The organism is Streptomyces hundungensis, from assembly GCF_003627815.1.
Lineage (GTDB): Bacteria > Actinomycetota > Actinomycetes > Streptomycetales > Streptomycetaceae > Streptomyces > Streptomyces hundungensis_A.
Genome location: NZ_CP032698.1, coordinates 7,861,664 through 7,886,972, shown reverse-complemented (window position 1 = coordinate 7,886,972; position 25,309 = coordinate 7,861,664). Strand labels below are relative to the sequence as shown.

The 25,309-nt window shown below is 71.3% G+C and carries 21 protein-coding genes and 2 pseudogenes; 14 read left to right on the top strand and 9 right to left on the bottom strand.

The features are described from left to right. Positions 1-32 precede the first annotated feature (32 nt). Positions 33-224, top strand: coding sequence for a hypothetical protein (locus DWB77_RS35040; RefSeq protein ID WP_120726507.1), 192 nt, complete (start codon positions 33-35; stop codon positions 222-224). Between the two features lie 200 nt (positions 225-424). On the opposite strand, the gene DWB77_RS35035 is transcribed toward DWB77_RS35040, so the two are convergent. Together DWB77_RS35035 and DWB77_RS35030 are read right to left on the bottom strand one after the other, a co-directional pair. Further along, positions 425-625: a hypothetical protein gene (locus DWB77_RS35035; protein WP_120726506.1), complete on the bottom strand. Its 201-nt coding sequence runs from the start codon at positions 623-625 to the stop codon at positions 425-427. Positions 626-654: 29 nt separating this feature from the next. Beyond that, a complete protein-coding gene (locus tag DWB77_RS35030) occupies positions 655-1,071 on the bottom strand; it encodes a CBS domain-containing protein (RefSeq protein ID WP_174248666.1) in 417 nt (138 codons plus the stop codon). 316 nt (positions 1,072-1,387) lie between these two features. On the opposite strand from DWB77_RS35030, the gene DWB77_RS35025 reads away from it, so the two are divergent. Further along, positions 1,388-1,663, top strand: coding sequence for a hypothetical protein (locus DWB77_RS35025; protein ID WP_120726504.1), 276 nt, complete (start codon positions 1,388-1,390; stop codon positions 1,661-1,663). 70 nt (positions 1,664-1,733) lie between these two features. Here the strand turns inward: DWB77_RS35025 and DWB77_RS35020 are convergent, their stop codons facing one another. The 4 genes and pseudogenes from DWB77_RS35020 to DWB77_RS35005 form a co-directional block, all read right to left on the bottom strand. Beyond that, entirely contained in the window at positions 1,734-3,524 is a 1,791-nt protein-coding gene (locus tag DWB77_RS35020) for a glycoside hydrolase family 15 protein (RefSeq protein WP_120726502.1), read from the bottom strand. Between the two features lie 91 nt (positions 3,525-3,615). Next, a complete protein-coding gene (locus DWB77_RS35015) occupies positions 3,616-4,098 on the bottom strand; it encodes a hypothetical protein (RefSeq protein ID WP_120726500.1) in 483 nt (160 codons plus the stop codon). Then, positions 4,095-6,580, bottom strand: a pseudogene (locus DWB77_RS35010) (molybdopterin oxidoreductase family protein). The gene DWB77_RS35015 and the pseudogene DWB77_RS35010 overlap by 4 nt, the downstream one beginning before the upstream one ends. A 210-nt stretch (positions 6,581-6,790) precedes the next feature. Next, positions 6,791-7,999: an IS110 family transposase gene (locus tag DWB77_RS35005; protein ID WP_120720370.1), complete on the bottom strand. Its 1,209-nt coding sequence runs from the start codon at positions 7,997-7,999 to the stop codon at positions 6,791-6,793. 342 nt (positions 8,000-8,341) lie between these two features. Here DWB77_RS35005 and DWB77_RS35000 point away from each other — a divergent pair, with 342 nt between their 5' ends. Next, positions 8,342-9,886 (top strand): FAD-dependent oxidoreductase, encoded by a 1,545-nt coding sequence (locus DWB77_RS35000; protein ID WP_120726498.1) that lies wholly within the window; start codon positions 8,342-8,344, stop codon positions 9,884-9,886. Positions 9,887-9,985: 99 nt separating this feature from the next. On the opposite strand, the gene DWB77_RS34995 is transcribed toward DWB77_RS35000, so the two are convergent. Continuing rightward, the gene (locus DWB77_RS34995; protein ID WP_120726496.1) at positions 9,986-10,306 is read right to left on the bottom strand and encodes a helix-turn-helix transcriptional regulator; all 321 of its coding nucleotides are present in this window, start codon (positions 10,304-10,306) and stop codon (positions 9,986-9,988) included. A gap of 134 nt (positions 10,307-10,440) precedes the next feature. On the opposite strand from DWB77_RS34995, the gene DWB77_RS34990 reads away from it, so the two are divergent. The 3 genes from DWB77_RS34990 to DWB77_RS34980 all read left to right on the top strand — a co-directional run bounded on the left by DWB77_RS34990 (position 10,441) and on the right by DWB77_RS34980 (position 11,866). Then, positions 10,441-10,854, top strand: a complete 414-nt coding sequence (locus DWB77_RS34990) for an STAS domain-containing protein (protein ID WP_162952677.1) — start codon at positions 10,441-10,443, stop codon at positions 10,852-10,854. Next, the gene (locus DWB77_RS34985; protein ID WP_246033741.1) at positions 10,851-11,243 is read left to right on the top strand and encodes an ANTAR domain-containing protein; all 393 of its coding nucleotides are present in this window, start codon (positions 10,851-10,853) and stop codon (positions 11,241-11,243) included. The genes DWB77_RS34990 and DWB77_RS34985 overlap by 4 nt, the downstream gene beginning before the upstream one ends. A 149-nt stretch (positions 11,244-11,392) precedes the next feature. Next, positions 11,393-11,866, top strand: coding sequence for a hemerythrin domain-containing protein (locus DWB77_RS34980; RefSeq protein WP_120726491.1), 474 nt, complete (start codon positions 11,393-11,395; stop codon positions 11,864-11,866). A 109-nt stretch (positions 11,867-11,975) separates the two neighbouring features. On the opposite strand, the gene DWB77_RS34975 is transcribed toward DWB77_RS34980, so the two are convergent. Together DWB77_RS34975 and DWB77_RS34970 are read right to left on the bottom strand one after the other, a co-directional pair. Beyond that, the gene (locus DWB77_RS34975; RefSeq protein ID WP_120726490.1) at positions 11,976-12,374 is read right to left on the bottom strand and encodes a nuclear transport factor 2 family protein; all 399 of its coding nucleotides are present in this window, start codon (positions 12,372-12,374) and stop codon (positions 11,976-11,978) included. A 127-nt stretch (positions 12,375-12,501) separates the two neighbouring features. After that, positions 12,502-13,727: pseudogene (locus DWB77_RS34970) on the bottom strand (GNAT family N-acetyltransferase). 261 nt (positions 13,728-13,988) lie between these two features. On the opposite strand from DWB77_RS34970, the gene DWB77_RS34965 reads away from it, so the two are divergent. From DWB77_RS34965 to nrfD, 8 genes are all read left to right on the top strand, one after another. Beyond that, complete coding sequence (locus DWB77_RS34965; RefSeq protein WP_120726488.1) at positions 13,989-16,007, top strand: flavin monoamine oxidase family protein; 2,019 nt, start codon at positions 13,989-13,991, stop codon at positions 16,005-16,007. A 294-nt stretch (positions 16,008-16,301) separates the two neighbouring features. Then, positions 16,302-17,825 (top strand): catalase, encoded by a 1,524-nt coding sequence (locus DWB77_RS34960; protein WP_120726486.1) that lies wholly within the window; start codon positions 16,302-16,304, stop codon positions 17,823-17,825. A gap of 183 nt (positions 17,826-18,008) precedes the next feature. After that, entirely contained in the window at positions 18,009-18,770 is a 762-nt protein-coding gene (locus DWB77_RS34955) for a DUF1206 domain-containing protein (RefSeq protein WP_246033740.1), read from the top strand. 355 nt (positions 18,771-19,125) lie between these two features. Beyond that, a complete protein-coding gene (locus tag DWB77_RS34950) occupies positions 19,126-19,308 on the top strand; it encodes a DUF6381 family protein (RefSeq protein ID WP_120726482.1) in 183 nt (60 codons plus the stop codon). A gap of 162 nt (positions 19,309-19,470) precedes the next feature. Further along, a complete protein-coding gene (locus DWB77_RS34945) occupies positions 19,471-20,007 on the top strand; it encodes an isochorismatase family cysteine hydrolase (protein ID WP_120726480.1) in 537 nt (178 codons plus the stop codon). Positions 20,008-20,147: 140 nt separating this feature from the next. Further along, a complete protein-coding gene (gene fdh, locus DWB77_RS34940) occupies positions 20,148-23,393 on the top strand; it encodes a formate dehydrogenase (RefSeq protein WP_120726478.1) in 3,246 nt (1,081 codons plus the stop codon). Continuing rightward, a complete protein-coding gene (locus DWB77_RS39355) occupies positions 23,390-24,340 on the top strand; it encodes a 4Fe-4S dicluster domain-containing protein (protein WP_120726476.1) in 951 nt (316 codons plus the stop codon). Before fdh ends, DWB77_RS39355 begins: the two co-directional genes overlap by 4 nt. A gap of 74 nt (positions 24,341-24,414) precedes the next feature. Further along, on the top strand, positions 24,415-25,308 hold the full coding sequence (gene nrfD / locus DWB77_RS34930; RefSeq protein ID WP_120726474.1) for an NrfD/PsrC family molybdoenzyme membrane anchor subunit: 894 nt from the start codon (positions 24,415-24,417) through the stop codon (positions 25,306-25,308). Position 25,309: the final 1 nt, after the last annotated feature.

Sequence of the window (25,309 nt, the reverse complement as noted above, 5' to 3'; positions counted from 1 at the left end):
CGACCTTGAAATACGACAGAACCGGACATCCTGTGGACGATTACCATTCCCGCGACCAGTGGCCGAACATTGCCGCACTCGTAGAAGCGATGGAGGGCGGGCCGGACCCGGCCGCGGTCGAACTGCTCGAACGGTTCGCCCGTGACGCCGACCGTGCCTCCGTGTTCGCCCTCAGGGACGCGCTCCTGGCTCGGGAGCGCCGAGAAATGGGGCAACACCCGTAAGGCGACCGGGAGGCCGCCACTCCCCCGCGGCGGCCGGACCTCTCAAGGGGCCGGCCGCTTCAGGGCCGACGGGCGCGCCCCTCAGGGGGCCGGCCGCTTCAGGGGCGGCGGGCGCGCACCGGGGGCCTTCGGCCCTACGCCCGATACGGGCCGCGCCCGCCCACCCGACCACGCTCTCCTGTCGGCCGCGACCGCTGCGCCTACTGCTTCTTCTTCGCTCGGCCCGTCGTACGACCGTCCCGCGTGCGGGGTCGGCCCTCGATGTCGGCCCGGGCCTCTTTCACCTTGCCCTTGGCCCGGTCGGCCTCGGCTTCGGCCCGTCTCGCGCCGCTGTCCGCATCCGCGCCCGAGGCGTCCTTCGTCTCACCCTCGGCCCGGTTCCTCTTGCCCTGGTGGCCCATCACACCTCCTCAAGCGGTGGCCGCCCGGGTCAGTCGCTCGACAGTGCCTCAAGGAGGTCGCCGACCTTGATGTCCGGCAGTGCGCGGGCCACATCCGCCTGCGCCACGATGCCGACGAGCTGGTGACCGTCGATGACGGGCAGCCGGCGGACCTTGTGCGTGGCCATCGTGCGCAGGATCTCCTCGGCGTCGTCGTCGGCGCCGATCGTCACCGCCTCGCCCTGGGCCAGCTCGCCGGCCTGCGTCTTCGCCGGGTCCTTGCCCTTGGCCAGCACCTTGACCACGATGTCGCGGTCGGTCAGCATGCCTTTCAGCCGCTCGTCGATGCCACAGATCGGCAGCGCGCCCACGTCCAGCTCGGCCAGTTTGCGGGCCGCGTCCAGGACGCTGTCCCGCTCGCCGATGCACTCCGCTCCGCTGGTCATGATCTCTCGCGCAGTCGTCACAGCGAGCTCCTTCCTCCTGAGGTCACCCTCCCGACCCGGCCACCCTCGGCGGGCGGCCCCGTGGACCGCCCACGGTCGGCGCGTTCACACGCGCTCGGGCCGCCCGGGTGAAGAAGGCGGTCGAGGTCCTGCGTGCGCGGGTCTCGCTGACATCTCAATCCGCGCACCGGTCCCCGGCAAGCCCGGCTGGGCCAGTCGGCCGCAGCCCGGGCGAGCGCGTGCCTCGGCGGCGCACGAAAGCCCCGTTCGTCGACATGCGGGTCCGCCGCGTCGGCCCCAGGATGGGGCCCACCCGATCCACCCACAGGAGGTTGCCGTGCTGGAACGCAAGCGGCGCAAGGACAGCATCGAGATCACGTTCGTGCTGCCTGTCGACACCCCGCCCGGGCCGGTCAGCGTCGTCGGTGACTTCAACGAGTGGCGCCCCGGAACCCATGAACTCCAGGCCCGCAAGGACGGCACGCGTGCGGTCACCGTGGCGCTGCCCGGCGAGAGCTCGCACGCCTTTCGCTATCTGGCGGCCGGCGACTACTGGTTCGACGAGGAGAGCGCCGACAGCCACGACGGCGCCAACAGCCGTCTCCACACCTGACACCCACCGCTTCCCTTCAGGCACGGTGCTCGCCGCTCTGTCCGTACCGGACGCGTACCGGACGCGTGGCTCAGAAGTCGTCGTGCGGCGGGGCGGCGAGACGTACGGCGCTCTCCAGCATGAGGGCGTGGACGAAGGCCTGCGGCAGATTGCCCCGCAGCTGGCGCTGGCTGATGTCGTACTCTTCGGCGAACAGGCCCGGCGGGCCGCACGCGGAGCGGTTGCGTTCGAACCAGCGCAGGGCCTCGTTCTGGTTGCCCTGCTGGTGTTCGGCCAGCGCCATCACGTAACCGCAGAACAGGAAGGCCCCTTCGGCCTCCTCCAGGGGCCGCTGGTCGTGGCGGAAGCGGTAGGCGTAGTGGTCGCGGGTGAGTTCCTCGGTGTAGGCGCGCAGGGTGCTGGTGGTGCGCGGGTCCTCGGCCGACAGCGCGCCGCGCAGGGGAGGCAGCAGGAGCGCGGCGTCCAGGGACGGGTCGCTGGTCGACCGTTGCCAACGGCCCGATGGATGAAGGCCGTTGGCCGTCGTGTCGGCGAGGATCACATCGGCGAGGGAGGCCCAGGCGGCCGCCCGCCGCGCGGACGGCGCCTCCTTGGCGACGGCCCGGAGCCCCGCGACACAGATCAGCCGGCTGTGGGTCCAGCGCTGGGCTTCGAGTTCCCAGATGCCCGCGTCGGCGTCGCCCCGGCGCCGGGCGATGGCGTCGGCCGCGATGTCGACTGCCCGCCAGCCGTCGCTGTCCAGCCGGCCGTGCCGGTGAGCGGCGGCGAACAAGAGCAACGCCTCGCCGAAGGCGTCGAGCTGGAACTGGCGGTTGACCCGGTTTCCGACCTGGCTGCCCCCGCCGGGATAGCCGGGCAGCGCCAGTTCGCGCGGGCCCGGCACGGGCCCCCCGGTGACCGTGTACGCGGGCGCCATCGTGGCGCCGTCCTCGTGGAGGCGGGCCGAGATGAACCGTACGGCGTCGTCGAGCAGGGGGTGCCCGCCCGCCGCGGCCGCCGCCTGGCCGGCGTAGCACTGGTCGCGGATCCAGACGTAGCGGTAGTCGTAGTTGCGTCCGGCCTCGGCCCGTTCGGGGAGGCTGGTGGTGGCGGCCGCGACCATGCCGCCCGAGGCGCTGGTGAGGCCGCGCAGCACGGTGTAGGCGTGGCGGGCGTCCTCGGGGGCCAACGCCTGGTCGAGGGCGGGGACTTCGCGGGCCCAGGCGGCTTTCGTGGCGCGCCACGAGCGGCCGGCGTCGGGCGCGTCGGGCAGTGCGTGCTCCGAGATCTCCAGTACGAGATCGCGATGTTCGCCCGGTGCGAGGCTCAGCTCGGCCGTAAGCCCGCCGCGGTGGCCGTACCGGGTGGAGCGCGCCTCGGGTACACCGCACCAGCGCCAGCGAAGATGTCCGGTGCGGGCGCTCCACGTGCCGTCCTCGTCGCGGTGGGGCAGCCGGGACCGGTCGGCGCCGAAGCCCGCCGCGGGTGCCAGGTCCACGGTGAGCCGGGCCTCCCCGTCGACGGCGTGCAGGCGGCGCAGCAGCACGGCGCGATGCGGGTCGGCCGGTAGGGCGAGGGCTTCGTGGCACTCCACGACGCCGTTCTCGGTGATCCAGCGGCTCCGCCAGATGAGGGTGCCGTTCTCGTAGTAGCCGCCCCACACATACCGCCCGTGCGGGGTGAGCGCGTAGTGGCCGGGCCCTCCGATGAGGGTGCTGAAGACGGCGTCGGAGTCCCATCGGGGCAGGCACATCCAGGCGATGTCGCCGTGCGGCCCGATGAGCGCGCCTCGCTCGCCGTCGGCGATCAGCGCGTACTCGCGCAGCGTCTGCGGAGGCGGGTCGGCTGCGAAGCGCGACGGCGGGGAGGTACGGCTCACCATGGTTCCTTGCGGTCAGGTCAGGCCAGGTCACGTCAGGTCCGTGGGGGCGAGGCACCGTCGGCGTGCGGCGTGCTTCGCGGGCGGCCCGGCGCTACAGGCTGGTCAGTGTCTGCGGGGAGAGGACCTTGATCAGGGAGTTGCTCCAGCGCAGCTGGCGCAGCGTCTGGGGATGGCAGGAGGAGGCGAGTTCGAGCAGTTCGCCGTCCTTACCGGCCTGCGCGGCCTGGGCGAGCATCTCCCAGTACAGGGAGTTCCGGGTGGCATTCAAATGCAGCTCGCACAGGTCGCGCAGCAGAAGCAGGCCCGGCTCCTTCACCTCCGGCGCTCCCGTCCGTCCCGGTGTCATGAGGAGTCCGGCCGAGGACGGATCAGGGGGGCCGTCGAGGTCGAGGCCGCGGGTCTTGGCGGCTTCCGACAGCAGCCGTACGTGCTCGTGCGACCAGGCGGCGAGATCGGTGGCCACGTGATGGACCTCGTGCTCGGCGCGATGGCGTTCGGCGACGGCCGTGAGGTGTCCGGCCAGGTGGTGCTCGCCGTGGTGGACGGCCCGCAGGACGAGTTCGATCCCGTTCACTGGGCGCTTCCTTCGCTGTCGTTCTCCTCGGCCACGGCCGCCTGGGAGGCGTACGCGGCGCGTCCGCCCGCCGTCGCGGGGGCGCTGTCCGGATCCGTGGGGGCCGACGCGGCGGTGGTGGGGGCGGGGGCGCTCGTGCCGTCGCCGCGTTCGACCAGGCGCAGCGCGGCCGCGGCCGTCTTGAACAGGGGCTGTTTGGAGACGGGGTCCCAGTCCGTGATCGTCGTCTCGTTGGCGGCGCGTCCGGGCGTGCCGGCGGCGGGCCGCGAACCTGCCGGGGTGTCCCAGTAGCCGTAGTGGAACGGCACGAACAGCAGGCCGGGCCGGATGTCGGTGACCCGCAGGCGCGCCCGGAGTGCGCCGCGCGGGGTGGTGACCTCCATCAGATCGCCTTCGTGGCAGCCGAGCGCCTGGGCGTCCCGGGCCGATGCTTCCACCCACACGTCCGGGGCCGCGGCGTTCAACTGCGGAGCGCGCCCCGTCTTGGTGCGGGTGTGGAAGTGGTAGAGGGTGCGGCCGGTCGTCAGGTGGAAGGGGTGGCTCTCGTCCGGCTCCTCATGGGGCGGCAGATATTCGGCGGCCTTGAGGACGGCCTTGCCGTGAGGGTTGAGGGAGCGGTACTCGACCACGCTGACCGGGGCGCCGGTCACGAGGTCCTTGCCGTACGCCTCACACGTGTCGGGGTCGGCCCAGGTGATGCCGTCGGTGTACAGGCGCTCCGTTCCCCGAGGCGCCTGTGCGGTGCAGGGCCACTGGATTCCGCTGCCGCCGCGCAGCAGGGCGTAGGACAGGCCGGTGTAGTCGCAGGGACGTCCGGCGCTGCATTTCTTCCACGCCTCGAAGGCCGTCTCCGCGTCGTGCCAGTGCAGCAGGGGCCCGCCGTCCTTGTCGCGGAAGTCCATGCGGGTGGCGTAGTCGAGGAAGATGTCGAGGTCGGGCCGGGCCCGGCCGGGCGGTTCCACGGCTTTGTCGCACAGGTGCACCGTGCGGTCGGCGTTGGTGAAGGTGCCGGTCTTCTCGCCCCAGGTCGCCGCCGGCAGCACGACGTCGGCGAGTTGTGCGGTCTCGGTGAGGAACAGGTCCTGGACCACCGTGAACAGCCCGTCCTGGGACAGGACGGAGCGGATGCGGGACAACTCGGGCAGGGACACGGCGGGATTGGTGCCGCTGATCCACAGCATGCCGATCGAGCCCTGCTCGGCGTAGCGGAACATCTGCATGGCGTGCGTGGGCGGCCCGTAGTGCGGGATCGTCGTAGGCTCGACGTTCCACACCCGGGCCAGGTCGGCCACGTGGTCGTCGTTCTCCCAGTTCCGAAACCCGGGGAGGTCCCCGTTGGCCCCGCACTCGCGGGTGTTCTGGGCGGAGGGCTGGCCGTTCATCTGCAACACCCCGGCGCCCGGCTTGCCGAGCATGCCGCGGATCAGATGCAGGTTGTTGATCTGCACGGCGGCGGCGGTGGCCTGGTGGGACTGGTAGACGCCTTGCAGCACGGTCGACAGCAGCCGGTCGGCGCCTCCCAGGATCTCGGCCGCCTCGCAGACGCGTGCGGCCGGGACGTCGCAGATGTCCTGGGCCCAGGACGGCGTGCACGGCTCCACCATCTTCGTCAGCTCGTCGAAACCGACCGTGTGCTTCTCGATGTAGGCGTGGTCGACGCGGCCGAGCCGGATGATCTCGCGCAGCAGCGCGTTGAGCAGTGCCACATTGGTGCCGCCGCGGGGAGCCAGATGGACGGTGGCACGGCGGGCCGCCGGGGTGGGCCGCGGATCGACGCAGACCAGGCGGGGCGGGTCGGTTCCGTCGAGCCGGTCGAGGACGCGCATCCACTGCACCGGCTGCGTCTCGGCCATGTTGTGGCCGAACATCGCGAGGACGTCGGTGTGGTCGAGGTCGTCGTAGCTGCCGGGCTGGCCGTCGCTGCCGAACGACTCCTTGAGTGCCTCGGCCGCGGTGGAGGTGCACATGCGGGTGTTGCCGTCGAGGTGTGGGGTGCCGATGCCGGCCCGGGCGAGCACGGCCAGGCTGTAGTACTCCTCCAGGAAGAGCTGCCCCGAGGTGTAGAACCCGATCGACCCGGCTCCGCGTTGGTCGAGCAGCGCCCGCGAGCGCGTCACGATCAGGTCCATGGCGGTGTCCCAGTCGCATGCGACCAGGCGGCCCTCCCGGCGGACCAGCGGGGTGACGAGTCGGGCGACGCGTTGGCCTGCCAGCCGAACAGGTCCTTGGGTCCCAGCCGGCCCCGGTTGACCCGGTCCGAGGTGCGGCCCCGCACGCCGACCATGTGACCGTCCTTGACCGCGATGTCCATGGCGTCACCGTCGGAGTGCAGGATGGAGGCGGCCTGTACCCATCGCTGCACATCCTCCGGCCGCACCCCGTCCGCCAGATGGGTGTCGACGCGTACCGGCCAGGTCCCGTGCCGACCGTAGGCGGTGCGGCTGCCCCATGGCTGTGCGATGCGATCCACCGAAGCGTCCATGTCTACCTCCCTCTGCCCCGGGCACCGGCGCGCCGATCCGTCATCGGTACCCGACGCCGTCGCCTCGTAACGGCACGGCGGCTCCGCCGACGCCGACGGGGTGCGGACGGTTTCGCGGGTTGTGCCGCGTCAACTCGGCAGGCAGGGGCGAACCCCGAGGGGCGGCCACGTCGGGGGGTGCCTCTATGTCCTTCGTCAAGCCTGAGCTGGTCATGCGACGGCTGCTTCAGGGACGCGTGGTTCGTAGAAGGTGCCGTCGCGGAGCATGGCGAACAGGACGCTGATGCGGTGGCGGGCGAGGCGGAGCAGGGCCTGGGTGTGGGTCTTTCCCCGGGCCCGGCATTTGTCGTAGTAGGTGCGGGAGGCGGGATCGTGCAGGGCTGCGAACGCGGACAGGAACATTGCGCGTTTGAGCTGCCGGTTTCCGCCTCGTGGTGCGTGTTCGCCGTGGATCGAGGTCCCCGAGGACTTCGTTGTCGGGGCGAGGCCGGCGTAGGAGGCCAGGTGGGCGGCGGTGGGGAAGCTGGTGCCGTCGCCGACGGTGACCAGCAGAACTGCGGCGGTCCTGACCGCGACCCCTGGCATCGAGGTCAGGACCTTGGAAAGAGGGTGGTCCTCCAGCAGGGCTTTGATCTGGGCTTCCAGGGCCCGGCGTTGTTCGTGGACCGCCGCGAGCGATCGGGCCAGGGAGGGCACGACCGTGTCGAGGGTGCCGGTGCCGGGAACGACCACGGTCTGTTCGTCCAGGGCGTCGAAGACGTCGTCGACCAGCCGGGTAGCCATGCGCGGGGCCTTGGGCCGGATGAGTTCGACGAGTCTGCGGCGGCCGGCTTTCCGCAGGGCGGCCGGGGAGCCGTAGCGTTCCAGCAGCCAGGTGACGGCGGGGTGGTCCAGGCGGGGGCCGAGGACGCGTTCCAGCGAGGGGTGGAACTGGGTGAGCAGGCCGCGTATCCGGTTGGAGGTGCGGGTTGCCTCGGCGGCGAGGTCCTGGTCGAAGCCGGTCAGGACGGTGAGTTCGGCGGTGATCTCGTCGGTCAGCTCCAGAGAGCGCAGCGTGTGCGGCATGGTGCGGGCGGCGTCCGCGATCACCGCGGCGTCCTTCGCGTCGGTCTTGGCCTCGCCCGGGTAGAGGTCGGCGATGCGGCGCATCGCGAGTCCGGGCAGGTAGGCGACCTTGCAGCCCGCGTCCCGGGCCACGGTCAGCGGGAGGGCTCCGATGGAGGCGGGCTGGTCCACGATCACCAGGACGGTGCCGAACTTCGCGGTCAGCTTGTCGAAGACGGCCCGCAGTTTCGGCTCGCTGTTGGGCATCGGCTTGTCGAAGACCTTCTTCCCGGCCGGGGTGAGCCCATGGCCGTGATGAGCGGTCTTGCCGACGTCCAGGCCGAGGAACACGCCTACGTCTTCGGTGTCGAACATCGTGCCCTTCCAGCAGAGTTGAACGTGCCGGCCTTGGCAGTGGTGTCGTACGCGCGCATCCACGTTATGCAGACCTGCCGCCCGCGAGCTGTCCGGCATTGCGCCGGACCGGGTGGTGGCCGGACCTCTCATCAGCGTCTCCGACGGCACCTCCCGGGCCCGGTGACACCACCCCCCAGGTCATCCGTTCGACAGGGGGCAACAGTCATGCCGGGCCCGGAGGCCAGCGGCCCTCTTGCAGGACCGCGAAGAAGATAACGGGGCTGCCACGTCGGGGTCGGGCGGCCGCGCAGTCGGCGTAGTCCAGGCATCGGGCCGGGGTTCGGGGGGTAGTCGCCGGACATGAAGCCACTCGCTGTCCCCGGCCCGTCGTACTGGATGCAGACGGTCGAGTTCCCCTCGTTCGGCCCTCTGGACGCCGCCGCCGAGGTGGACGCGGCGGTCATCGGCGGTGGCATCGCCGGGCTGAGCACGGCCTGGGAACTCACCCGCGCGGGCCTGAGCGTCATCGTCCTCGAGGCCGACCGGCTGGCGGGGGGCGTGACGGGCCACACCACGGGCAAGGTCACGGCGCTGCACACCGCCGTGTACGACACGTTGCGGGACAAGCACGGCGAGGAGGCGGCCCGTCTGTACGCGAGCTCGCAGAGCGCCGCGCTCCGCCACGTCGTCGAGGTGGCCGACGAACTCGGCGTCGACTGCTCGCTCGAACGCCGCCCCGCCCTGACCTACTGCGAGCAGCCCGACGGCGTCGAGGCCCTTCGCGCCGAGGCCGAGGCGGCCCGCGCGGCGGGGCTCGACGCCTCGTTCGTCACCGAGACCGATCTGCCGTATCCGGTGGCCGGCGCCGTCAGGGTCGAGAACCAGGCGCAGTTCCACCCCTTGGCCTACCTGCGCGGCATCGTCGACGACCTCGTCGCCCAGGGCGCCCGGATCTACGAGCACACCCGCGTCACCGGGGTGGACGGGGGTGATCCGTGCCGGGTCACCACGGCGTCCGGGATCACCGTCCGCGCCCGTCATGTGGTGGTGGCCACCCACCATCCGCTCTTCGACCACGCCGTCCTGTCGACCCGCCTCACCCAGCACCGCGACCTGGTGATCGCCGGTCCGCTGCCCGCCGGCCAGGACATCGGCGGCATGTACATCACCGAGGAAGGGGGCAAGCGGTCCCTGCGCACCACGCCCCTCCCTGACGGACAGCGGCTTCTGGTCCTCACCGGTGAGGCCTTCGCCCCGGGCACCGGCGAGGACACGGCGGCGGGCTACGGCCGGTTGCACGCGTGGGCCGAGGAGCGCTTCCCCGGGTTCACCCTCAACCACCGCTGGGCGGCGCAGGACAACAGCTCCACGGACACCCTCCCCCTGATCGGCGGCCTGCCCACGGCGGGGGACAACGTGTACGTCGCCACGGGCTTCGCGGGCTGGGGCCTGACCGGTGGCGTACTGGCCGGACAGCTCATCGCCTCCCTGGTGACGGGCGGCCAGGAGCCGTGGGCCGAGCTCTACGACCCGCGCCGGGTCGGTGCCGCCGTGCGCTCGGCCACCGATTTCCTCAAGGCCCAGATGGACGCGGGCAAGCACTTCGTCAAGGACCGCCTGGACACCTTGGGCGAGGGCACCAACGGCCCGGTCGCCAAGCTGGAGCGGGGCGAGGGCACTGTGGTCCGTGCGGCGGGAAAGCCCTGCGCCGTGCACCGCGACGACCGGGGTGAACTGCACGCCGTGTCCGCCGTCTGCACCCATCTGGGCTGTCTCGTCGCCTTCAACAACGCGGAACGGACGTGGGAGTGCCCATGCCACGGCTCCCGCTTCGGCGTCGACGGCGAAGTCCTCCAGGGCCCGGCGCTGGAACCGCTCGAACCGCGCGACCCCGCGGACCTCTGACCCTGGCTGGCGGACCTCTGACCCTGGCGGCCCCTTAAATCGAGGGTGCTCACTTGGGGGCGCATCGTCGTCGCTCAACAGCCCCCGCTCCCCCAGAACCTACGGGTGTTCCGGCCGCATGCTGTCGTGCTGGGCCAGCAGGGACAGCAGGTCCGAGACGGTGGACTGCTGGTCGGCCGGGTGGCGCAACGACCTGTCGGGCGCGACCCGGTAGATGTTGGAGCGGCCCTCGCGGGTGTGGGTGAGGTACCCGTCCCGCTCCAGGTCGGAAATGATGTTCTGCACCGATCTCTCGGTCAACCGGCAGTGCGCCGCGATGTCGCGTATGCGCACGGTGTGGTCCTCGGCGATCGTGGCGAGGACACGGGCGTGGTTGGTCAGGAAGGTCCATCCGGTATGCGCTTCTGGTACTCCACCCATCCGCCCAGCATAGGAGATCGGATTCACGCATCCAAAAGGACGAAATAGATTTCCGGTATCTCTTGACGGGCGAGGGTACGAAAGGGCAAATTTGGAGGGACCTAGTCGGGTGGAGTCCTCATGGGGAGCCTGCCGTGAAAGATCCAGAGCTGTCCCCCCAGGCCACGGACCCCCTCGCGGGCCCGTCGGTCGACCCGCCGGTGCGCGTCTTCGATGGACCCGATGCCGTGCGTGTCTTCGGAGACCTCGACATCGACAGCGCCCAGCCCCTCTACAGCGCCCTGCGCGAGGCGCTCGACCGGTCGGCCGACGGACTCCTCCTCGACCTGCGCGGCGTCGACTTCTGCGACTGTTCCGGGCTCGGCGCGCTGCTGCGCATCCGCCACCGTGCCCTGGCGCAGGGCAAGTTCATCCGCGTCCGGGGCGCACGCCCGCAGGTGGACAGACTGCTCACCGCGACACACACCTGGCCGCTGTTCTCCGCCGCCGGCCACACCCATCGGCGCCCCGGCCACCGGCCCTTGCCGGACCTGAGGCGTTCGGCGTGAACGAGCAGAGCCCCGCTGAGGACAACGAGGCCCTCCACCGCGAAGTGGAGCAACTGCGCCGGGCCATGAAGACCCGTCCGGCCATCGACCTGGCCCGTGGCGCGCTGATGGCGTCGTTCAAGCTCAGCCCCCAGGACGCCTGGACCGTGCTGGTCACCGTGTCCCAGCACACCAACTGCAAGCTGCACCAGGTCGCCGAGGACGTTCTCGATTCCATCAACGGCGATCCCCTGCCCCAGACCCTTCAGCGGCACCTCGCCGCGGCCCTCGCTCCGTTCCGCGCCAAGCCCCCCACTCCGTCGGACAGAACAGACCTGCCGACCGTGGTGCCGGGCCCCCGCCCGGACGCGGCACACCCCGTGGCGCAGCCTCTCGACCCCTGCCCCTGACGTCCTCGTACCCGCCCGTGGTCATGCGGAGGTGGTGGGCGCCCCACACGTTCGCGGCCATCCGGGGGGTACGTGACAGGTTCGCCGTACTTGGGGGTACACGCTCCCCGGGCGGGCCGACCGCCCGCAACGGCGAGCGAGGAGAGATCGTGGACGGCATCGTGCTGCTGAAGGAAGACCACAAGACGGTGGAAAAGCTCTTCAAGGAGTTCGAGAAGGCCGGCGACAACGCCCACGCCGAAAAGCGGAAGATCGCGGACCGGGTGATCGAGGAACTCACCACCCACACCTGGATCGAGGAGAAGATCTTCTACCCGGCGGCCCGCGAGGCCGCCCCCGACACCAAGGACCAGGCTCTGGAGAGCGTCGAAGAGCACCACGTCGTGCTGTGGATGCTCTCCGAACTCAAGGACCTCGACCCGAGCGACGAGCGTTTCGACGCCAAGATGACCGTCCTCATGGAGAACGTCCGTCATCACGTCGAGGAGGAGGAGAAGGACTGGTTCCCCGAACTGCGCAAGGCCATGGGCCGCAACCGCCTGACGGAGCTCGGCGAGGAGATGGAAGCGGCCAAGAAGAAGGCCCCGGCGAGCCCGCTCGCCGTCCCCAGCGCCGAGCACTGAGCCGGCGTCTGGTCGGGGGCTCGCCCGGTGGCCGTGCGGCCCGACGCCGCGCGGCCCGGCGGCCCGTACGCCCGCGCCCTCGACGCGAGGGCCCGAGCGGAAGAACCGCTCAGTCGGTCACGGTGTCCCCATGACGGTGGGCCACCAGCCACCGGCCGTCTTCCCGGCGGTACGTCTGCGTGGCCCGCAACGTGTAGGTGCGCGGCGCTCCGCCGACGGAGGTGGAGGTGTGCTCCAGGCCCGCCGTATAGGCCATGTCTCCCACCACGTCGTACGACAACAGCTCGAACTCGTACGACGTGCAGTGGGAGAAGGTCTTCCCCAACGCGGTGAACAGCTCCGTGACCTCCCGCTGACCGAAGGCGTTGCGCCATGCCCCGAGCACGCTGACGGGCTCCGTGCGTGACCACAGCGCACGGCGGGGGGCCGCGTCGCCGTTGTGCAGGGCGAGCTCCGCCTCGTACAGGTCGGTCTTGATCCACGCCAGGAAGTCGTCGCGCTCGGTCATGTCTTCAGAATGCGCCCGCCCATCGGCGGACGCACACGCATCGGCGCGTACATCCCGCCTCTGATCGACCACGCCCGAGCCCTTCCCTGCGGTGCTGATGGACTGGGGCAGCCGCTTCCGGTCCGGGTCAGAACCAGTGCAGGCAGTGCGGGGAGCGGTCGGTGCGGAACAGGGCGTCGGCCAGGGCGATCGCGCCCGGCCGGTGGGCCCGGATGTGTCCGGCGCGTACGAGCGTGCTCGGGGCGGTGCCCCCCAGGTAGAGCGAGCCCAGGTCGCTCACGTCCAGGGAAAGGTCGGGCTCGCGGTCCGTCGGGACGCAGTCGCCCTTGCCGTCCCGGACGGTCAGCAGGTAGCGGCCGCGTTCGTCGAGGAACGGGTCGTCGACCTCCAGGACGAGCTCGCCGTCCGTGAACCAGCCGCGGGCGGCCAGCGCCCGCGGAACATCCAGCAGCCGCACCCACAGCCAGTCGGTGTCGCCGCCCACCTCGCCGGCCCGGAAGTCCGTCAACTGCCAGCGCAGCGGGTGGTCGGGGGCGATGTGCTTGAACACCACCGTGCTGATCAGGTCGTGTCCGAAGAGGAACCGGGCCAGGGCCGTGAAGACGGCGTCGTCGGTGGCGATCGTCTCGTCGACCGTCAACGTGTGGTCCTCGCCGTGCACGTAGCTGGCGTACCCGTCCGGGACCCCGTCGGCGTCCCGGTGCACCGCGACATAGCGCGGCGCGGCCGAGATCGGGGGCTGCCCGGCTCCCGTGGCCCACCAGGAGTGCGGCCGCGACAGCGCGCCGGGCTGAGTGCGGCGGTACCGGTCGTAGACGTCCTCCAGGATCGCGCCGCATTCGGCGCGACGCAGCAGCTCCACCGAGCCGGTCTCCCCGGTCGTCGTGGCGCCGCTCGCTCCGGGCGCGCGGGGCGGAGCGAGGAGGGCACGGTGGCGGGGCACGGTCAGGCGCCGCGTGTAGGTGGCCGGACCGTAGCCGAACCTGCGGTAGATGAGGGCTTCGGACGCCAGCAGTACGGAGAGGAACTCGCCCCGGTCCCGCAGCTCGCCGAGCTGATGCCGCATCATCGCGCTGAGCACGCCTCGGCGTCGGTGCGAGGGCAGGACGCCGACGCAGGTGATCCCGGACGCCGGGGCGAGGCTCCCCCCGGGCAGGGTGAGTTCGAAGGAGTACGCGCCGGCCGTGCCGACGGGTTTGCCCTCCGCCGTCACGGCGAACAGGTTGCGGTCCATTTCGAGCGCCCCCACCAGGGGCCACCCCCGGCCAGGGTGTCCGGGAAGCGCCCGAACGCGGCGTGGAGCGTGTCGACGAAGACGTCGAGGTCCTGCTCGGTCGTGGAACGGATCTCCATCGCGGCCCTCACCCTCCTGGCATACCGACACCACGCCCTGCGATGTCCCGCCACAGTGCAGTCCCGACTCGGCACCGGGTCAAGCGAATTAGGGCCGCGAGTGGCGGGCGGCGGGGCGCGCGGTGACTGACACGTTCGGGTGGTCCTTCTGTCCGGGCGGGACGCGAAGTGCCGCCATTCATGGGCCATTTGGATCACGGTGGGTGCGCGGGTGCGCGTGGCCGGTCCGATGAGCGGACGCAAAGGCGGCATGGTGACGCCATGCACTCACCTCGAACGTCGCGGCCCTCCGCCACGCCCAACTCCCTGTCCCGGCGCGGCTTTGCCCTCGGTACCGCGGCGGCCGCGGCCGCGGTCGCGGCGACCTCGGCCGCACCCGCTGCCGCCGCCGGAGCCGAAACCGAAACCGTCACGCTCGCGCCTGCCGCTGCGGCGCCCCTGTCCGAGCGCTGCCTCCAGGTCGCGCGAGCCCTGTTGGTGCGCGGCCCCGACGGCCAGGACCTGGTGCCGGGCTACCGCGAGATCCTGGTGGGCGGCGGCCTTCCCCGGTCGGCTGCCCGGCCGAAGAAGGTGCTGGTCGTGGGGGCGGGACCGGCGGGTCTTGTCGCGGCGCTGTTGTTGCGGCGGGCCGGTCACACGGTCACGCTCGTCGAGGCCAACGGCAATCGCGCGGGCGGCAGGATCAAGACGTTCAGGTCCGGCGGTCACGAGCGGGCCAAGCAGCCGTTCGCCGACCCGCGGCAGTACGCGGAGGCCGGCGCCATGCGGATCCCGCAGAGCCACCCCCTGGTCATGGCCCTCATCGACCATCTCGGAGTGCGGCGGCAGAAGTTCCGCCTGGTCGACGAGAACCCGGACGGAACCGCCGCCCAGCAGACCTGGATCCATGTCAACGGCGTTCGCGTGCGCCGCGCCGACTACGCGCGCAGCCCGCGGCGGGTGAACCAGTCCTTCGGTGTGCCGCGCGCGCTCTGGGACGTGCCCGCCGGCAAGATCCTGAGCGACGCCCTGGACCCGGCCCGGGACGAGTTCAGTACGCGGGGCTCCGACGGACAGCGCACCGACAAGCCCGCCGCGGAGCTGCTGGCCGGATGGGCGCGGGTCATCGAGCGTTTCGGCGACTGGTCGATGCGCCGCTATCTGACGGAGTTCGCCAAGCTCGACGAGGCAACCATCGACCTGGTCGGCTGCCTGGAGAACGTCACCTCACGCCTTCCGCTGTCCTTCCTGCACAGCTTCCTCGACGCGGCCCTCATCAGCCCGCGCACCACGTTCTGGGAGCTGACCGGGGGGACCGCGGCGCTGCCCGACGCGCTCCTCAAGGAAGTCCAGCCGTGCATCCGCTTCGACCGCCGCGTCACCCGGATCGAGTACTGGGACCCGCACCGCCCGCACACAGACACCTCCCATGTGAAGGCCGACGGGCCCCATGTGTGGGTCGACACCGTCTCCGAGGGGCGTGAGGGGAAGCCGGTGCGCGAGCAGTTCACGGCGGACCTGGCCGTCATCACCGTGCCGTTCTCCGGGCTGCGCCACATCCAGGTCAACCCCCTCATGTCGTACGGAAAGCGCCGCGCCGTCACCGAGCTCCACTACGACAGCGCGACCAAGGTGGTCCTCGAATTCAGCCGCCGCTGGTGGGAGTTCACCGAGGCGGACTGGAAGCGGGAACTCGCCACGATCGCACCGGGCCTGTACGACTCCTACCGCAAGAGCCTGGCCCCCGACGACGGCAGCCTCCTGGGCCGGCACGACTCCGTCACGGGTGAGCGCCTCTCCGAGAACCAGCGCGCCTACTACGCCGCGTACCGCTCCGTCACCCGCGACCAGCCCGGTGCGGTCGCCGCGCTGGGCGGTGGGTCCGTGAGCGACAACCCGAACCGCTTCACCTTCAACCCCTCCCATCCCGTACCCGGCAGCGCCGGCGGGGTCGTCCTGGCCGCCTACACCTGGGCCGACGACGCCATGCGCTGGGACGCCTTCGACGACGAAGCCCGCTACCCGCACGCCCTGTCCGGACTCCAGGACATCTACGGCCAGCGCATCGAGGTCTTCTACACCGGGGCGGGACAGACCCAGAGCTGGGCCCGCGACCCCTACGCCTACGGCGAGGCGTCGGTCCTCCTGCCCGGCCAGCACACCGAACTGTTCCCCGAGATCGGCACCCCCGAAGGGCCCCTGCACTTCGCGGGGGACCACACCTCCCTCAAGCCCGCCTGGATCGAGGGCGCCGTCGAATCCGGCGTACGCGCCGCACTGGAAGTCCATCGGGCGCACTGATCCGAACAGCGACGGCCCGGGCGTGGCGAGAGGGCCGTTCGGCCCCGCCGTCCGGGTCGTTTCGTCAGGGCCCCCGGCCGCGCCTCCTCGGCGGGGTGGCGCGGACGACGGGGCCCGACGGCGCTGGCGGGGTCGGCTCCGTGCGAAGGATGGGGTCCTCGCCGGGGCCCTTCCGACCGATGCGTACGGGTTTGCCGCGGGGCGGGGCGGGCTACACGCGTAGTGCCACGGTTCCTCTTCCGGGTCGTGGCTGAGCAGCGTTGCACCCCGCACCGTATGACGGAGGGCAGACCGATGACCGACACTCCACGCCCCGCCACCACGTCCGATTCCGGTGCTCCGGTGGAGAGCGATGAACACTCCCTCACGGTCGGCCCGGGTGGGCCGATCCTGTTGCAGGACGCCTATCTCATCGAGCAGATGGCGCAGTTCAACCGGGAGCGCATCCCCGAGCGCCAGCCGCACGCCAAGGGCAGCGGTGCCTTCGGGCACTTCGAAGTGACCCATGACGTCAGTGCCTACACCAAGGCCGCGCTCTTCCAGCCCGGCACCAGGACCGAACTGGTCGCCCGGTTCTCGACCGTCGCCGGGGAGCGCGGCAGCCCGGACACCTGGCGGGACCCCCGGGGCTTCGCGCTGAAGTTCTACACCAGCGAAGGCAATTACGACATGGTGGGCAACAACACCCCCGTGTTCTTCGTCAAGGACCCGATGAAGTTCCAGCACTTCATCCGCTCCCAGAAGCGCCGCGCGGACAACAATCTGCGCGACCACGACATGCAGTGGGACTTCTGGACCCTCTCCCCCGAGTCGGCCCACCAGGTCACCTGGCTGATGGGTGATCGGGGCATTCCGCGCACCTGGCGCCACATGAACGGCTACACCTCGCACACCTACATGTGGATCAACGCGCAGGGTGAGCGCTTCTGGGTGAAGTACCACTTCAAGACCGACCAGGGCATCGAATACTTCACCCAGCACGAGGCCGACCAGATGGCCGCGGCGGACACGGACTACCACACACGGGACCTCTTCGAGCACATCCGCGACGGGGACTACCCGAGCTGGACGCTGCACGTGCAGATCATGCCGTACGAGGAGGCGTCGACCTACCGGTTCAACCCGTTCGACCTGACCAAGGTGTGGCCGCACGGCGACTACCCGCTGATCCAGGTCGGCCGGATGACCCTGGACCGCAACCCCACCGACAACCACGCCGAGATCGAGCAGGCCGCCTTCCAGCCCAACAACCTGGTCCCCGGCATCGGCCCGAGCCCGGACCGGATGCTGCTGGCCCGGCTGTTCTCGTACGCCGACGCGCACCGCCACCGCATCGGGGGCAACTACCAGCAGCTGCCCGTCAACGCCCCGGTGGTCCCGGTGAACACCTACTCCAAGGACGGGGCGATGGCGTACCGCAAGACCACCGACCCGGTCTACGCCCCGAACTCCAAGGGCGGCCCGGCGGCAGACACCGAGCGGTACGGCAACCCGCCGAGCTGGTACGCCGACGGTGAGATCACCCGGGCGGCATACGTCGATCACGCCGAGGACGACGACTGGGGCCAGCCGGGCACGATGGTGCGCGAGGTCTTCGACGACGCGGCCCGTGACCGGCTGGTGGACAACGTGGTCGGCCATCTCCTGAACGGGGTCACCGAGCCCGTGCTGCAACGGGCCTTCCAGTACTGGTCCAACATCGACAAGACGATCGGTCAGCGCATCGAGCAGGGGGTGCGCGCCAAGGCGCACGAAAAGGACCCCAAGGCCGAGGAGCAGGGCAACCCCGCACGGCGGGACATGCAGGCCAAGGCCTGACCCCCGCCCTCCCCGAGGGCGTTCAGGACGCCGGGCGCGCATGAGCCCGGCGTCCTTGGGCACCCGGCGACAAGGGCGCGTCCTCGCGCCCCAGGGACCGGGGAAGGCGAGAGCAGCGTGACGTCGTCACACATACAGAGAAGCCGCGGCGGGGCGGGGAACCGACTGTCGGGAACGGACACGGTGAGCGCCGCGGGCCGGGCCGGATTCGTGGCCCGGGGCGTCGTGTACGTCCTGATCGGCGTATTGGCCATCCGTATCGCCGTCGGAAGCGGCGGCGGCCAGGCGGACCGTGAGGGAGCCCTCGCCGAGGTCTCCACGCGGCCCTTCGGCGCGGCGGTGCTGTGGGCGCTGGCCGTCGGCTTCGGCTGCATGGCCCTGTGGCGCGGGATCCGGGCGGTCCGGGCGCGCGGCGGCAACCGCAAGCTCGCCTCGCGGCTGATGGACGGCGGCCGAGCGGTGTTCTACGCCACGGTGTGCTGGGGAACGGTCACCTTCGCCGCCGGCACCGACCGCGGCTCCAACGGCAACGCCAAGTCCCGTGACTGGACCCGCACGGCACTCCAACTCCCTTACGGGCAGCCCTTGGTGGGCGCGGCGGGCTGTGTGCTCGCCGGTATCGGCGTGGTGCTCGCCGTCCGCGCGGCGATGCGCCGCTTCCTGCGCCGCCTCGACCTCGCGGCCACGCCCACCGGAACCCGGCAGGTCGTCACCGCCCTCGGAGTGGGTGGCGGAGTGGCCCGTGGCATGGTCGCGACGGCGGCCGGAATCTTCGTTCTGGTGGCGGCCATCCGTTTCGACCCCGAGCAGGCCAAGGGGGTGGACGCCACCTTGCGCAGCCTGGCCGGCACACCGGCCGGACCGTGGCTGCTGGTGGCCGTCGCGATCGGACTGATGTTGTTCGGCGCCTTCTCGTTCGCCTCGGCACGGTGGCGTCGTATGTGAGACCGCGTCATGGGTGGCCCCGTCGGACCGCAGCGGATCCAAGGTCCCGGGCGCCGTGACCAACGGCCTTGAAGCGTGCGGAACACGGACGGGACCGTTTACGGACAGGGGTCGAGGGCAAACGGACGTTGTGCTTCGGACCGGAGGCGCATCCGCAGGACAGGTCTTCCCTGCGCGGGTCCCTTCCGGCTGTGCCCCGTGCGCGTGTCTCGACGCGGCGGCCACCACAGGCCCGCCCGTCGGAGCGCGTGCGTACCGCCCGGCCCGCGTCAGTGGGCCACGACGCGGGCCGGCCCCGGAACGGACCACGGCGGAACCCCGAGTACACCCCTTCTCGCAGAACGGCGGAGCGTCCATGAACACGACCAGTCACTTCGGCAGAAGCGTCCAGCACTTCCGCGCCCAGATCCGGGAGCTCGGCAAGGCGGCGGAGCGCGCCCGCGACCCCGAGCTGCGTCGGCGTCTTCAGGACAAGGCGCGCCGTCTCCAGGAACGGTGCGAACAGGAGGCGGAGCCGGCCCTCCCGTCGGCCGGCTAGCCCCCACCGGGCGGCAGGGGGGCACCCGTGAGCGGACCGCAGTGCGGTCCGCTCACGCCTGTCCGCGCGCGTCGCCCGGCGGCACACAGGACATGACAGGACATGCCCGCTCCGATCGCAGCGGGCACGGGAGCGGCGCAAGATGGGCGCATGGGTAGTCGCATGGGAAACACGGCGCTGATCGTCATCGACATGATCAACACCTATGAGCACGAAGACGCCCACCTGCTCGTTCCCTCCGTGAAGTCCATCCTGCCCACCGTGGCGGAGCTCCTGGCCGCCGCCCGCCGGAGCGATGTCCCGGTGATCTACGCCAACGACAACTTCGGCGAATGGCGATCCCACCACGGGGAGCTGCTCGACACCGCGCTGCGCGGGCCGCACGCCGATCTGGTGCGGCCGATCGCGCCGGAGAAGGAGTCGTTGTTCGTCGTCAAGGCCCGCCATTCGATCTTCTTCGAGACGCCGCTCGAATACCTGCTGGGCCAGCAGGGCGTCGACCATGTGGTGCTGTGCGGCCAGGTCACCGAGCAGTGCGTCCTCTACTCGGCGCTGGACGCGCACATCCGGCATCTGAAGGTGACGGTGCCGCGCGACGCCGTCGCCCACATCCATGAGGACCTCGCCGAGGCCGCCCTGCGCATGATGGAACGCAACATGGGGGCGCGGATCACGGCCGCCGCCGACCTCCCCTTCTGAGGCCGAGGAGCCCGGAGCGCAGCGGGCCCGTCGGGCCACGGGGCGCCCACCGCCTCCGGTCGCCGTAGCGCGCTCGGCGGGTGAGCCTGGGAGAGGCGCCGACCACGGTCGCGGACGGCGGGCGCAGAGAGGAAGCTCCCATGGGTGTGCGCAAGCGGGCCAGAAGCTGGCCCCTCTACCGTCAGCTCACCGGAGCCGATCCGCTGGGCCGGGGCGTCGCGGCGAAGTCGGAGCACACCGAGCGGCTCAGGCCCCGTACCGAAACCGCCGACCGGGTGGTGCGCTCCATCTGCCCGTACTGCGCGGTCGGCTGCGGCCAGCAGATCTACGTCAAGGACGACAAGGTCGTCCAGATCGAGGGCGATCCCGACTCTCCGATCAGTCGCGGACGGCTCTGCCCCAAGGGGTCGGCCACCCTCCAGCTGACCACGGGCTCCTCCCGCGGGCACCAGGTGCTGTACCGCAGGCCGTATGGCACCGACTGGGAGCCGCTGGATCTGGAGACCGCCATGGACATGGTGGCCGACCGTGTCGTCGAGACCCGGCGGCGCACCTGGGAGTGGGAGCACGAGGGCAAGCGGACCGCGCGCACCCTCGGCATCGCGAGCCTGGGCGGAGCGACGCTGGACAACGAGGAGAACTACCTGATCAAGAAGCTCCTCACGGGCCTCGGCGTGGTCCAGGTGGAGAACCAGGCGCGGGTGTGTCACAGCTCCACGGTCACCGGCCTCGGCACCTCGTTCGGGCGCGGCGGAGCCACCACGTTCATGCAGGACCTCCAGCACGCCGACTGCATCGTCATCCAGGGTTCCAACTTCGCCGAGGCGCACCCGGTCGGCTTCCAGTGGGTGATGGAGGCCAAAGCGCGCGGCGCCCGGGTCATCCATGTGGATCCGCGTTTCACCCGGACCAGCGCCCTGGCCGATCTGCATGTGCCGATCCGGGCGGGCAGCGACATCGCGTTCCTGGGCGGGATCATCAACTACGTCCTGACCGAGGAGAAGGACTTCCGCGAGTACGTCCTCGCCTACACCAACGCGGCGACGCTGGTCGGCGAGGACTTCCGCGACACCGAGGACCTCGACGGGGTCTTCTCCGGCCTCGACGAGGACGGCCACCGCTACGACCCGTCGAGCTGGCAGTACGAGGGCGTCGGGGTGCAGGCGCCGGCCGGCGCCGTGGACGAGCAGTACGAGGAGCGGACCCGCCACATGGGCGGGCCCGAGGCGCACGGTTCGGGCGGCGCCCAGACCGGCCACGACACGCCACGCGACGAGACCCTCAGGCATCCGCGCTGCGTGTACCAGGTCCTCAAACGCCACTACGCGCGCTACACACCGGAGTTGGTGGAGCAGACGTGCGGGGTGGAGCGCGCGGCGTTCCTGCGGGTGTGCGAGGACCTCACCGCGAACTCGGGCCGCGAGCGGACGAGCGCGTTCGTGTACGCGGTGGGCTGGACCCAGCACTCGGTCGGCTCCCAGTACATCCGTGCCGCGTGCGTGCTCCAGTTGCTGCTGGGCAACATCGGCCGTCCCGGCGGCGGAATCCAGGCGCTGCGCGGCCACGCCTCGATCCAGGGCTCCAGCGACATCCCCACCCTGTACAACCTGCTGCCCGGTTATCTGCCGATGCCGCACGCACACGAGCACGAGACGCTGGACGACTTCATCAGGGCCAGTCGCACCGAGAAGGGCTTCTGGGGCAACATGCGGGCGTACTTCGTCAGCCTCCTGCGGGCGTACTACGGCGAGGCGGCGACCGCGGACAACGACTTCTGCTTCGATCACCTGCCGCGGCTGACCGGTTCGCACTCAACGTACGACACGGTGATGGCGCAGCTCGACGGGGTGTGCAAGGGGTACTTCCTGCTGGGCGAGAACCCTGCCGTGGGTTCGGCCAACACGCGGTTGCAGCGGCTCGGAATGGCTGAGCTGGAGTGGCTGGTGGTCAGGGACTTCTCGCTCATCGAGTCGGCGACCTGGTGGCAGGACGGCCCCGAGATCGAGACGGGCGAGCTGCGCACCCGGTCCATCGCCACCGAGGTGTTCTTCTTCCCGGCCGCGGCGCACACGGAGAAGTCGGGTTCCTTCACCAACACCAACCGGTGGCTCCAGTGGCATCACGCGGCGGTCGAGCCCGAGGGCGATGCGCGCAGCGATCTGTGGTTCATGTACCACCTGGGCCGGCGCATCAAGGCCAAGCTGGCCGCGTCAAACGACCCGATGGATCGGCCCGTACAGGATCTGACCTGGGACTATCCGGTGGACGGCCCGCTGGACGAACCGGTCGCGGCGGCCGTGCTCGCCGAGATCAACGGCCATGGTCCCGATGGTGCGCCGCTGTCCGCCTACACCGAGCTCAAGGACGACGGCTCGACGCGGTGCGGTTGCTGGATCTATTGCGGGGTGTACGCGGACGGCGTCAACCAGGCCGCCCGTCGCACACCGGGCGCCGAGCAGGACTGGGTCGCCGCCGAGTGGGCCTGGGCATGGCCCGCCAACCGGCGCATCCTGTACAACCGCGCCTCGGCCGCGCCGGACGGAACGCCCTGGAGCGAACGCAAGGCGTATGTGTGGTGGGACGGTGCCGGCGCCAAGTGGACCGGCCACGACGTCCCCGACTTCATTCCCGACCTGGCCCCCGACCACGTCCCCGCCGCCGACGCCACGGGGCCGGACGCGCTGCGCGGTGACGACCCGTTCATCATGCAGGCCGACGGGAAGGGCTGGCTGTACGCGCCCGCCGGCCTGGAGGACGGGCCGCTGCCCACCCACTACGAGCCGCAGGACTCGCCGTTCGGCAACCACCTCCACCCCTCGACGCCCCGCTCCCCGGTGCGTCAACTGCTCCCGAGGGAAGGCAACCGTTACCACCCCAGCGGCGACGAGCCGGGCGCCGACGTCTTCCCGTACATCGTCACCACCCATCGCCTCACCGAGCACTTCACGGCGGGTGGCATGAGCCGCTGGTCGTCCCATCTGGCCGAGCTCCAGCCGGAGTTGTTCTGCGAGGTCTCCCCCCAACTGGCCGCCGAGCGCGGGCTTGAGCACACCGGCTGGGCCACCATCGTCACGGCCCGCAACGCGATCGAGGCCCGTGTGCTCGTCACTGAGCGGATCAGGCCCCTGACGGTGCACGGCCGCACCGTGCACCAGATCGGTCTGCCCTTCCACTGGGGACCCAACGGGATGGTCACGGGGGACGCCGCCAACGAACTGCTCGCGATCGCCCTGGACCCCAACTCGCACATCCAGGAGGACAAGGCGCTCACCGCGGACATCCGCCCCGGCCGCCGACCGCGCGGGCCCGATCTGCCGAAACTGGTGGCGGAGTACCGCAAGCGGGCGGGCATCACCGGTACGACGGGGACGGAGGTACGGAAATGACGGGTCGTCACCCGCTGAGCGGGCCCGAGCCCGATCCGGCGCGCGACGCGGGCCACGCCGAACCGCCGCCGCGCGTGGGGTTCTTCACCGACACCTCGGTGTGCATCGGCTGCAAGGCCTGCGAGGTGGCGTGCAAGGAGTGGAACGCGATCCCCGAGGACGGGCTCTCGCTCACCGGCATGAGCTACGACAACACCCAGGGTCTCGGCGCCTCGACCTGGCGCCACGTCGCGTTCATCGAGCAACAGAGCCCCGCACCCGAAGGACGCACTCAACTCCCTTTGCTGGACGGCCAGTTCACGACCCCGACCCCTCCCGACGGCGTCGCGGGACAGTCCGCCGCCTCGGGTGCGGCCGGCGAACTGCGGTGGCTGATGTCGTCCGACGTGTGCAAGCACTGCACCCACGCCGCCTGCCTGGACGTGTGCCCCACCGGCTCGCTGTTCCGCACCGAGTTCGGCACGGTCGTCGTACAGGAGGACATCTGCAACGGCTGCGGCTACTGCGTGCCCGCCTGCCCGTACGGCGTGATCGAGCAACGGCCGGGCGACGGGCGGGCGTTCAAGTGCACCCTGTGCTACGACCGTCTCGGCGCGGGGCAGGAGCCGGCCTGTGCGAAGGCCTGCCCGACGCAGTCCATCCAGTTCGGGCCGCTGGAGGAGCTGCGCGAGCGGGCCGCGCTGCGGGTCGGCCAGTTGCGGGACTCGGGTGTGGCGGGGGCGCGTCTGTACGGCCATGAGGACCACGACGGCGTCGGCGGGGACGGGGCGTTCTTCCTGCTGCTCGACGAGCCGGAGGTCTATGGGCTGCCGCCCGCGCCCGTGGTCACCACCCGCGATCTGCCCGCCATGTGGAAGCACGCGGGCGCGGCAGCGCTCGCTCTGCTGGGCGGGATGGCCGCGTCCTTCGCGCTGCCCGCGGTCGTACGACGGAGGGACTCACGATGAGCGAGGCAGGCACGGCGCGGGCGTCCGACGGGAAGGGCGCCGGGCGACGACGGGGTCGGCGGGGCGAGCAACTCATGGTGCCGCGCGCCGAGTTCGCGTCGTACTACGGCAGGCCCATCATCAAGGCGCCGTCGTGGGCGCCCCAGGACATCGCCGGGTACTTCTTCCTCGGCGGGCTGGCCGGCGCGGGCTCGGTCCTCGCCGCGGGGGCCCAGCTGACAGGGCGTCCGACTACGGCGTCCGCCATGAAGCTGTCCTCGCTGGCGGCCGTGTCGCTGTCCGCGGCGGCCCTCGTCCACGACCTCGGCCGGCCGGGCCGGTTCGCGAACATGCTGCGGGTGTTCAAGCCGACCTCGCCGATGAGCGTGGGGTCGTGGCTGCTCGCGGTCTACGGGCCGGCCGCCGGCGCGGCCGCCCTGACGAGCGTGACCGGACGGCTGCCCCGCGCCGGCGCGGCCGCCACGGCGGGGGCGGCCCTGCTCGGGCCGGCCGTCGCCTCGTACACGGCGGTCCTCGCGGCCGACACGGCGGTGCCGGCCTGGCACGGCGCCCACCGTGAACTGCCCTATCTCTTCGCGGCGTCGGCGACCGCGGCGGCCGCCGGGATGGCTCTGGTCGTCGGGCCGTCGCACGAGAACACCCCGGCGCGCTGCGCCGCTCCGCTCGCCGCGCTCGCCGAGGCGGCCGCGACCCGGTGTGCCCGGCGCCGTCTGGGCATGGTGGCCGAGACCTACGAAGAGGGCCGGGCGGGGGCTCTGCTCAAGGCGGCCGAGGTCCTGTCCGCGGTCGGCGCGTTGGCGGGCGCGCTGGCCGGCCACCGCCGCCCGGTCGCCGTCGCGAGCGGGGTCGCGCTGCTTGCGGGCTCGGTCTGTACCCGCTTCGGCATCTTCGCCGCGGGCGTCGCATCGGCCGAGGACCCCCGGTACACCGTCGTTCCCCAGCGGGCCGGGCTCGACGCCGCCCCCTGAG